The following is a 10,317-nucleotide window of genomic DNA, read 5'->3' as shown; positions in this document are numbered from 1 at the left end:
TGTAAACGTCATCACCACTATTTTAGAAAGGTATGACTTAAGTTGACCTAGAATATCAGTATTACCTGCTTCAAAAAGAGCATCATATTTCTTCTCAATTAAGTAAGCTAAGTGTTCAATAATAACTCTAGTCTTTCCCGATCCTGCTCCAGCATTAAGAAGTACACCACCATTATGCATGACTGCTTTTTCTTGTTCTGAATTTAATTGAATGGCCATTACTTATCTCCACCTTTTGCGCAAATTGGATTTGCAACACAGAAGGTACATATACTAGAGTTTTGAGGAGTTGCCGGCCATGACTCCGCCCCTCTCATTGAAACCATTGTTTCACTCATAAACTCGTTGAACTCTTCTTTCTTATAATTCTCTATTCTATTTGTTCTTGAATGAAACTCATTAAAAAACTTTTCTTCACCTACAAATATTGAATCCTTTAAATTTTCCAGACAGAGGTAACCTCCACCTTTTAAATGGTGTTCTACTCCCCATGCTTCAAAATAGGTAAGAAGCTGAATCTTTCTGAATTCATTAATATCTGTTTTTGATGGAACCGCTCCGCCAGATGTCTTGAAGTCATAAATATAATAATCACTTCCATCTTTAATCACTAAGTCGATGGATCCCTTATAACTTTCGTTTACTTTTGAGATATCTCTTTCAAAGAAGAACTCTACATTTGTCTCATTTTTAATTTCTAGTAGTTTATAAATAATCCCACTGCAGTAAGATTCAACAGAGAGCTTTAAGCTTTCAATATCAATTTTTTCGGGAAGTAGTGACTTCTCATCAATAAATCGTTTAAAGGTATTAGAAATTAGCTCTTTAAGTATTCCTCGATCATAATGACTATGTAGTTCTAGATATGACTCGATAACACTGTGATTAATTGTCCCAATGTAGCGACGATCAATAAAAGCTGAAGAAGAGACATCGAGATCAACACGTTGTGCGTACTTTAGATGCCACTTTTTTGGACAATCAATATATGTCTGAATAAAAGATGGTGATAGTTTTTCAGGGATAGTAGCTTTTTGGCCATAAATCGTTTCAAAACTCTTTCTTTCACTTCCGTCCATGTGTTCCGGGATTAATTCAACACCCTCAAATAAGTTTTCTGCTATCGAGCTCCCATGAGTTAAGCCTTCTTCTAATATTAGATTTCCACCACTGTTAATAAATCGCCTAAGCTGATTTCTTAAAATTACAATATCAAGATTCTTACTTTGTAGTGGGCCAAACGCACTAAAAATAACAAGAACGTCATTTGAAAATCTTTGAGAAGAACTTAAGGCACCTAAGTCATCTTTAGAAATATAAAGGTATTGTTGATCAGCATTCTCAAAAGTTAATAAATTATCCCTTGTTCCGATTGTACCGGTATCAGTCATTGAAATATTAACGACAGATGTTCTTGGAAGATTTAAGCCTAGAACTTCTTTTAAAAGCTTCAAGTCAGCGTTATAAATATTTTCATTTACTGTCGCCTTCTCGCTAAAGCTAATCACTTCTTTCTTGAAAGCTAGAATCGTTTTAAAGAGCATAAAGCCCTTTTCATTCATATGAGAAAGAGCAAGCTTATCTAGGAAAGTAATTAGTTCCTCTGCCCTTAGATGACCTTTGTTTAGATTAAGCTGTTCTTGAACTTTTGAAGTAAGTTGATCAACACTAGTAAAGAATAGTGCAAAGTCAGTTTTAAACCTTTTTTGCGCAAGAAGTATTGAGTTCACTTGAGTTAAGTCTAAACCATTAGAAAAACTTAAAATTTGTTTTTCACCTGAGATTAAATCACTTAAATATTCAGCACTTCTTCCGGAAGGGATTGAAATATAGTCACAAGTTATCCCTTCTAACTCTTCTGCCTCTTTTGTTTGTTCAAGCTCAATCCAATTCGGCCAAAAGATTTTATTATCACATTGATTAAAAACAGATTTCTCAAATGGGACAAAAACATTGGCCACTTTCCCCATCCCTTTTAACATATCAATCTGATTTGCATTAAGGTGGTCAAAACCAATAAATATATAACCCACATCCTCTTGCGGCCTAAAGCTTTCACTCACTAATTGATAAGACTTTTGTTCATCAACAATATGAAATGTTTCAAGGTATGTATGAAATCTCATTAAACCTGAAATACAATCCTTTTCAAGAGTGGCCAGCTGACTCAACTCTTCGATTAGAGCGCCACTTAAGTCAAATGAGCGAACTTCGGTGAATAGCTCAAAACAAAAGTGAAACTTCTCATAATCATCATTGACGGCAGATTTCCAAAATGTCCAAAGGTCAACCATGAGTTCAGACTTTGAGAGTTTAGTTTGTTCATCAGTTAAACTAATATGATCCGATAGAAACTTAGCAACTGTGATGGTTTCACTATTCTTTCCATGTCCTTTACGAATAAGATAATCGCGATACAAGTCTGAACGCTGTGGCGAAGGACAAATAATTTGCCAGTTAGCAATATTTTCATTTTCTACAAATAACTCATCAAAATGATTTTTATATAAATAGAGGTTTAACACGTAACATTACCCTTTTTAAATGACACTTTAAGCAAAAAACGATATATACAAAAGCGCCTACAAGGAGAATTTTACTGTGATTAAAGAAAGCCGTCTATTCAACTTCATTAATAAAGAGAAAACCTTCGCAATTTCTTTTCTAGAAGGTCAAAAAGTTATCCATGATCTAGCACTTATTCACAGTGTCAACAATCAGGGTTTTGGATTCTTTAGAGATTGTACTCTTTCAATTCTTCCTATAATTAATTTTTTAAAGCCTCAAGAAAATATGGGAATCTTCATTGATTCAGAAAATCCTTACTTTCGCTTTAAACTAGAGATGAATCAGGCCGGTTTTTTTAGAACGCTAATTCTTCCAGAAGATCTTCCGGCCGTGCCAGAAAAAATTAGTGGCAAGCTTAGAACAGCAAAACAATTCCCATATAGCAAGACTCCATATTCGAGTATTATCAATGTTGATAATCGCTCTATCAAAGAACTTATGAATGACTTCTTTGATAAATCTTATCAGATGAAATCTCAAGTTATTATCAGTGATGACAGTGACCAGGTTATGCTTGTCACAAAACTTCCTGAAGTAAATGTTGATAAAGAAGAGGTCGTTGAGTCTGTAAGCTTAAAAGATTATATCAAGCAAAACAAAGAGAACTTCGATAATATTTTCAAACAAGCTCTAAATGAAGATAATGAAATTCAAAAAGTTTTTGAAGCACTCGATTTTGATTTCCTGAAATCAACAGAAATTAAATTTAAATGTAACTGCTCAAGAGACCGCATGGTCACAGGAGTAGCAGGAGTTGTACGCTCGAGTGGTTTTGCTGATGTATTTCATAATGATGCTTCAATTGAAACGAAGTGTGATTACTGTAAAACAGCATACCTGATCACAAAAGAAGAAGTATCTAGTATTTTAAATCTACACTAAAACGGAAGAGTCGTTTCTTCTGATCTCCAGAAGAAGCGGCCGTTTAAATCCGACTCAAGATAGATCCCACAAAAATTTTCAGCAAGTGCACCATCGGCCCAAACAGGAGACATCAGTTGTGATTTCTTATTTGAAGCAATTGGAATCGACTTCCACTTCTTATTTACCCTGCGCCAATCAATAGCTTTTGGAGATACTGAGCTTACAACAATCAAGTAGTCATTTGTTGCACTAACCTTCTTTCTTACCTGAACTAAGAAGTTATTTAGGTATGACATATATTTCGCAAATTCTTTTGCGTCCTGTCTTTTTAAAATTTCATAAAGATCGTAATCAACAATATTTACAAAGCGACGATTTGAATCACTCATTGAATCAAAGATATGTTCAAAGAGATTCATCGTATTTGAGAAACACTTATTACCGCGACAAGACTGGTCTTTGTAAATTTCACCAACCTTATAATCTCCTGACTTTTGAAAGTGAAAAGACTTTGCTTCATTTACAGTTTTTGCTCCAGAAATGAATAAACGAGTATTTTGATAAAAGTTTGCATTACACTTATTTATCTTTCCTAAGTTCGGCGCCTTCCCTCGGTAGATGACCGAGTTACTATATCCAGAATTAACAAACACATCCCAAAGGCTCTTTCTTTGGTATTTATCACATGTTTGGTTAGCCAAACCGTAACCATTAACTTGGGCCAGTAATTGATCCTCAACACTTGGAGTAATTGTCATCATATTATATGACCACATTTTTCCAAAGCACGCGAAATTTTCTAACTCAGTCTTGGCCGTATAATTTAGGTTTTTAAAATGCAAATAACCCATGTGCTCTTCGCTTAAACCGGGTATTTGAATAAAAATTAGATTTTGTGGATAGTTATTAAACGAATGTTTCTTTAAGTTAATCGTATTAACTCTTGAACATGAAAAAAATATTCCGAGAAGTAATAAAAATATTAAGTTTTTTTTATCGTACATCATAATTTCCGACTCATTAAATAGGGATTCTTATGATATATTATCATATATATAAGATTGAAATTATTAAAATTAATATTCACGTTTAAAAAGTAAGCGAGGGAAGAAATGAATCAAACTCTTGATGCTGCCACGCGAGAAATATTTTGGAATATTCCATTCTCGTTTAAGGTTGTCATGTACATCCTATTTTTTGCAGCAGTCTTTGTTATGTTCAAAGGCCTGTATCAAAAAATTCAATTTATCACTGGAAAGAAAGGTGTTGATGCCATCAAAGGCCTAAAAGACCTTCTACCAGAGAAACTAAACTGGGGAGCATTCTTTAAGACAATGCTTCTAACAGGTAAAGTTCCACGTTTTAGAAATGTTGCAATTTTTCACGGCCTAATCTTTTGGGGATTTGTTATCCTTTGGATTGCCACGGACCTAGTTGCCATTCACGCAGATACTCCTTTTAAAATTTATAAAGGACCTGTTTATATCGTTATCTCTTTCCTAGCTGATATGGCAGGACTTATGGTTCTTGCAGGTATCGGACTTGCATACAAAAGAAGATATATTGATAAGCCTGATTACCTACAAGCAACGAGACCAAAGCAAGAATTATTTATGTACGCTATGCTAATCTGTCTTGTTGTTCTTGGATACCTAATTGAAGGTGTTAGAATTATGGGAACTGGAATGCCTGTTGGTGAAGCAACATGGTCTCCAGTTGGTTGGTTCCTTGCGACAATCTTTTCAGCAATCCCACTTTCAGAACAAACTTGGGCATACACTTACCGTGGAATGTGGATGGTTCACATGGCAAATACAATGTTATTTGTTGCTGCATGTGGAACAACAAAATTCTCACATATCTTCGTACTTCCGTTTGCTGCACTAGTTACTCCACCAAGACGTGGTGCTGTTCTTGAGCCAATGAATTTTGAAGATGAGACAGCTGAAACTTTTGGACTTGGTAAAATCTCAGAGCTTACTCTTAAGAACAAACTAGACCTTCTTGCATGTGTTGAGTGTGGACGTTGTACACAAGTATGTCCTGCAAATCTTGCGGAGAGACCTCTAGATCCTAAGAAGATCATTACAAAAGCTCGTGACCTTGCTTTTGAAACAGCGGCCAAGGGTGAAACTGATGCAGACTTCTGGGAAAATACAACTTACTCTTCAATCGAGCTGGACTCATGTACGACATGTGGTGCTTGTATGGAAGAGTGTCCTGCAAATATTGAGCACGTTGATATCATTATGGGTGCTAAGAGATACAAGACTCTTACTCTTGGTGAAATTCCAGCGGATGCAGCAACAGCAGTTCAAAAAGTTCAAATTAACGGAAACCCTTGGGGTATCTCTCAAGATGATCGTTTCAAATGGGCAGACGGCCTTGATGTTCCAGTAATTGAAGCAGGCAAGAAAGTTGATTACCTTTACTACGTTGGTTGTGCCGGTTCATACGATGCTTCTAACCAGAAAGTTGTTCAAGATACGGTTAAGCTTCTAAAGAAAGCAGGTGTTTCATTTGCTGTTATGGGGAAAACTGAAAAATGTAATGGTGACCCAATCAGACGTTTTGGAGATGAGTACTCATTCTTTGAAATTGCGATTGAGAATATTGCTAATATGAGACAATACGACTTTGATAAAGTTGTAACACACTGTCCACACTGTCTTCATACAATTGGTAAGGAATATGCTAAATTTGATGATGGTGACTTTACAACAGTTCACCACACTGAACTTCTTGCTGACCTACTACGTTCTGGAAAATTAAAGCCAGAAAAGAAAGTCGAAGAAAATCTTACTTTCCACGATCCATGTTACCTAGGTCGTCACCACGGTGAATACAATGCTCCTAGAGAAATTCTTCAGGCAGCTGGTGTTGAGATCAAAGAAATGGATAAGAAAGAAGATACTGCCCTATGCTGCGGAATGGGCGGTGGAAATATGTGGTACGAAGTTGAAGCTGGTACTGATTTAGCTGCTGGACGCCTTGAGCATGTAGGTGAAAAGAAAGTTGATAAATTAGCTACGGCCTGCTCTTTCTGTATGATAAACTTTAAGGGTGGAATTAGCGAAAAAACAGGTACAGAAAACCTTGAGATTGAAGACGTTGCTTCAATCCTTGCAAAAACTATCGATTAAATCAATTATACTAGGCTCAGTTCTAGCTGGGCCTAGCTTTTTTCAAAATCAAATACTCGCCCAAACTACTCAAGAAAATCAAACCAGTCTATTAGAAACATTTGAAGAAAAGTTAAATGCTTTTCAAAATGAAGTTAATGAGAAAATCCTCAATCCACCAAGTGACAAGGTAACTTTTAGACAAAATTTTAAAGATGAAGAAAGCATTGAGTTATCAAAGAGGCAATTAAATGCAATCATTCTTTATAGTGAACAAGACTATACTGAATTATTTCATGTGAATAAGTGCTCAATATATACCCTGCTAAAAAATCGACTTATTCGAATCAATAATCGACCTCTTTTAAATGTTGAAACAACGATTACATCAGGAAGCTCGACTTCAACGGCCCTCGTTCCAATTGATGCTTTCTTAGCGCATTATTATAAGAGCAATTGTCGACTCTCATTTAAGCAGTCTCGCCTATTTGAAAAAGGACTCTTAAAAGATACATTCAAAAAACTAACTCCTAAATTTCCGAGGAATCAAACTCAGTGTCTTGATCAATATAAGGATTTAAAGAGCAATATCAATCTTGATCATATCTGTAGTGCCCCCTACACAATTGAGTTAGCAAACAATCTCTCACAAAAGCTAAGAGATAATTCCCTTAGTATTTCAGAGCGAAGCTATATCAACTCCCTAAGACGACAATCTAAGACCTATACTGACGAGATTAGCGACAGAGACATTTTATACTTTAAGAACTTTTGCAGTAACTTAAGTCGTGAAGAGTTATTTTGTAAAAACTATTCTAAGCAAGATTTTTGGTCACTAATTATAAATAAACAAAAGTCTCCTGATTACATTGAAGTCCGCTGTCGTAATATTTTAGCAAAGAGTTCTGAAGAAGATAATTTGAAGGACCTAGATTATCTAAAATGTATTTCACTTTTACGAAAAGAACCAAATCGTTGTATGACTCAGGGGCCAGCAACAGGGTCGGTACTTTACCCTATGCCTAGCTGTCATGAGATTTCTGAAACATTAAAAATCTCAAGACTAAAGAACAACTTCAATGACTGCCCAAGAAATATTGGTAATTATGCTATCGTAAACGGTTCACGAGTGATTAAGCATTTTGCAACTAATGATATTAAGAGCAAAGATTGCGTATTCCCATCTTATGAGAAGATCTATGGCCTATACCTAGAGTCAGATGAAGAAGATAAGTGGCCACTTCGTATTTGTTATAATTCTAACAATGGGAAAAAGTGCTTACCTTTTATTCCTGGAAATTCAAAAGAGAATTACAATGCTTTAAATATGGTTGTAGCAAATGCGCTATTCCAAACTAAAATTGTCTCAACTCGAATCAAGTGTGAACAAGTTTCTAAAAAACAATTCAATCCACTTCGATTGAAATATAAGGCAGGGTGCTGGATAGTTCCTCAAGAGCTGGCCTGTCGATCTGAGAGCTGTAAATACAATGTGATGATTGATAACCGTAAGGCACTTGAGATCTGGAGTGAGGGCTCTCTTGCCTTTGACTACTTCAAGACAAAGTACAACTCTTCTGATGCTGATATTCACAGCAGAATTCTTTCTGTTTTGAATATTAAAGAACAAGAAATTAATTCACTTACTTCTTTAAAATTCTTTTTAGATAACAAAAAGAATGGAATTATTCACGGCCAAGGATGTGCAGAGGATATCTACCCTTCTCATTACCAACTAAGAAAGATTGGAATTTGTACACCAATGCCATTTATTATTGATGGATACAAAGAGATTAATAACAATACTTATTTAAGCTTTAGAAGTGCCATGGATGATATTAATTCCCCTCGCTCCGTATTGTGGGCGAATGCCTTTACAGCTCTTTCCAGGTACTCAACATTGAGCCCTTTGAAGAATTGGGAGTTATATGGCCTTTACTAAATTTACAAAAATCATTATTTCATCACTTCTTGCGACAAGCGTGCTTTCAAAGTCAGCACTACTTGAATTATCCACGAGACAAAATGTTCACAATCTAAAATATGACGATTTAAATGGGATTACTTTCTACTTAAAAGGAAAGAATGCAATAGCCTACTCAGCAAAGAATCGCGCCAACACTGTTTTAGAAAAGAAGACTGATAGCGAATTTGATGTCATCAAGGCATCTGATGATCTCTATATAATTAGCGTTAAAGGTGGACACTACAAAGACTTTTCATACATCTCTGAATCAGAAATATATTTTTATCATATCAAAAAGAATCAATTAGACTTCGTTGGAAAAGGTAGCTATCCCAAATTCCATCATAAAAGTAATTATATCTCTTACACAAAAGAAGACGAAAGTAAGCTATTTCTTGAGGTCGTAAATATAAAGAACAATCTCGATCGCTTCTCAATTCCACTAGTAACAAAAGACATACTTCACCAGAGTGAAGTAGAAATTTTTGATGATAGTCTCATCTATTACACAGATAAGAGTCAAGAATTCAAAATCAATCTTAATATCTTTAATAATCGTTCTAAGAAGAAATATCTTCTTCATCAGTTTGATAAGGCGAATAAGGTTGTCAGCCTCGCCAGTTCCGACAAGAAAGTATTTATCCTTGAGTCATCTGGTGGTCAAAATCCATATATGGATTTAACAGAGTTAGAAAAAGGAAGAGTTGATTTTACGAAAAGAACTCCACTCATTAACATGCAATCTGGACCGGCCTTTAATTTAAATATTTTAAATAATGAGTTATTTTTTATTCTGACGTTAAAAAGTGAGAACTCTAATCTCTTTAATCAAAGAGAGATTGTCTCTTTCAACCTAGAAGATAAGAAGCTCTACCAAAGAACTGATTTGAACTATATTTCAAATATTGTTCTTCATAATAAATCAATCTTAGTTCCTTATAAGGACAAGATCTACTTGTTAAAGAATAAAGAAGGGAAATTTAGTATCAATAAAGAGATTAAGTCAAAACTATGAGATTACTAATCATATTACTTATCACATTCAAAATTTTTGCATCTGAACCAACACAACAAGAGCTAAAGTTTTCACCAAGCCTTAGTCCGATGCTTAAGAATTTAGTAACAGAGCTTTATCTCAATAGTAAGATAAACCAAGAATATATTATAGGCCTTAGTAAGAATCTGACCTCACCACTTGATAATGATTTTATCGAGCTAATGATTCTAAATTCCATTTTAAATACAAAGTTAAATAAGCAGTATGAACACGTAAATATTTCTCAAGCACTCTACAACGAGCTTGATCAGAATATTAAATCCATCGAAGTTAATCTTCCGTTTTCAAAAACAATATCTGCGAAGATTTTAAAAGATATTGGTGAGTTATTAACAAATAGAAATTTAAGAGAGTACAACGCCTATATTAAGAATAGAGATTTAAAAGTTTCACCAGAGTTAAAGGCCTTCATGAACCGAATCAGCTATCTACAATATTGGATTGATACGCTAAGAAAGCCAAGCTCTGTTCGTAATGCAACACTATTAAAGACAAACCTAGAAATTCTCAACTCGCTAAATCGTAATTTAAGCATTACGGCCGCAACTTACAAAAAAGATAATGATATCTCTTATATCTCGATAAATGACATTGATCTGATCAAGGCCAGAAGACAAGTTGATAAGCTTCTCTTTAATAACGCGCCCGACAAAGACCCTGATTACAAGGCCCCTCAAGAGCTGCCAGAGCCCGTCGAAAACTGGGAGTAACGTTAAAGGTGGCGTGTACTTTTTGGGGAT

Annotated in this window: 8 protein-coding genes; 5 read left to right on the top strand and 3 right to left on the bottom strand. The window is 35.0% G+C overall.

Annotated elements, in window-relative coordinates; genetic code table 11:
• The coding region (locus ABMA79_RS05340) for a UvrD-helicase domain-containing protein (protein ID WP_393090901.1) at positions 1-219 on the bottom strand (219 nt) is incomplete at its 3' end.
• Positions 219-2,525, bottom strand: coding sequence for a PD-(D/E)XK nuclease family protein (locus tag ABMA79_RS05335; protein ID WP_393090898.1), 2,307 nt, complete (start codon positions 2,523-2,525; stop codon positions 219-221). The genes ABMA79_RS05335 and ABMA79_RS05340, both read right to left, overlap by 1 nt.
• A gap of 76 nt (positions 2,526-2,601) precedes the next feature.
• On the opposite strand from ABMA79_RS05335, the gene ABMA79_RS05330 reads away from it, so the two are divergent.
• A complete protein-coding gene (locus ABMA79_RS05330) occupies positions 2,602-3,450 on the top strand; it encodes an Hsp33 family molecular chaperone HslO (protein ID WP_392910693.1) in 849 nt (282 codons plus the stop codon).
• Here the strand turns inward: ABMA79_RS05330 and ABMA79_RS05325 are convergent.
• Positions 3,447-4,283, bottom strand: coding sequence for a hypothetical protein (locus tag ABMA79_RS05325; RefSeq protein WP_392858077.1), 837 nt, complete (start codon positions 4,281-4,283; stop codon positions 3,447-3,449). The two genes, ABMA79_RS05330 and ABMA79_RS05325, sit on opposite strands and share 4 nt — an antisense overlap.
• Positions 4,284-4,544: 261 nt before the next feature.
• Here ABMA79_RS05325 and ABMA79_RS05320 point away from each other — a divergent pair, with 261 nt between their 5' ends.
• Genes ABMA79_RS05320 through ABMA79_RS05305 form a run of 4 tightly spaced genes read left to right on the top strand, consistent with a single transcriptional unit; the run spans position 4,545 to position 10,287 of the window.
• The gene (locus ABMA79_RS05320; protein WP_392910695.1) at positions 4,545-6,575 is read left to right on the top strand and encodes a (Fe-S)-binding protein; all 2,031 of its coding nucleotides are present in this window, start codon (positions 4,545-4,547) and stop codon (positions 6,573-6,575) included.
• The gene (locus tag ABMA79_RS05315) at positions 6,556-8,496 is read left to right on the top strand and encodes a hypothetical protein (RefSeq protein WP_393090896.1); all 1,941 of its coding nucleotides are present in this window, start codon (positions 6,556-6,558) and stop codon (positions 8,494-8,496) included. The genes ABMA79_RS05320 and ABMA79_RS05315 overlap by 20 nt, the downstream gene beginning before the upstream one ends.
• On the top strand, positions 8,483-9,535 hold the full coding sequence (locus ABMA79_RS05310; RefSeq protein ID WP_393090893.1) for a hypothetical protein: 1,053 nt from the start codon (positions 8,483-8,485) through the stop codon (positions 9,533-9,535). Before ABMA79_RS05315 ends, ABMA79_RS05310 begins: the two co-directional genes overlap by 14 nt.
• Positions 9,532-10,287 carry a hypothetical protein gene (locus tag ABMA79_RS05305; protein ID WP_393090890.1) on the top strand — a complete coding sequence of 252 codons (756 nt, stop codon included), beginning with the start codon at positions 9,532-9,534 and terminating at the stop codon, positions 10,285-10,287. Before ABMA79_RS05310 ends, ABMA79_RS05305 begins: the two co-directional genes overlap by 4 nt.
• The last annotated feature ends 30 nt before the right edge of the window (positions 10,288-10,317 follow it).

The sequence above is a fragment of the Halobacteriovorax sp. HFRX-2_2 genome (assembly GCF_043196705.1).
Taxonomy (GTDB): domain Bacteria; phylum Bdellovibrionota; class Bacteriovoracia; order Bacteriovoracales; family Bacteriovoracaceae; genus Halobacteriovorax_A.
The sequence above is the reverse complement of the archived record's forward strand: the minus strand, read 5'-3'. Positions and strand labels throughout refer to the sequence as shown.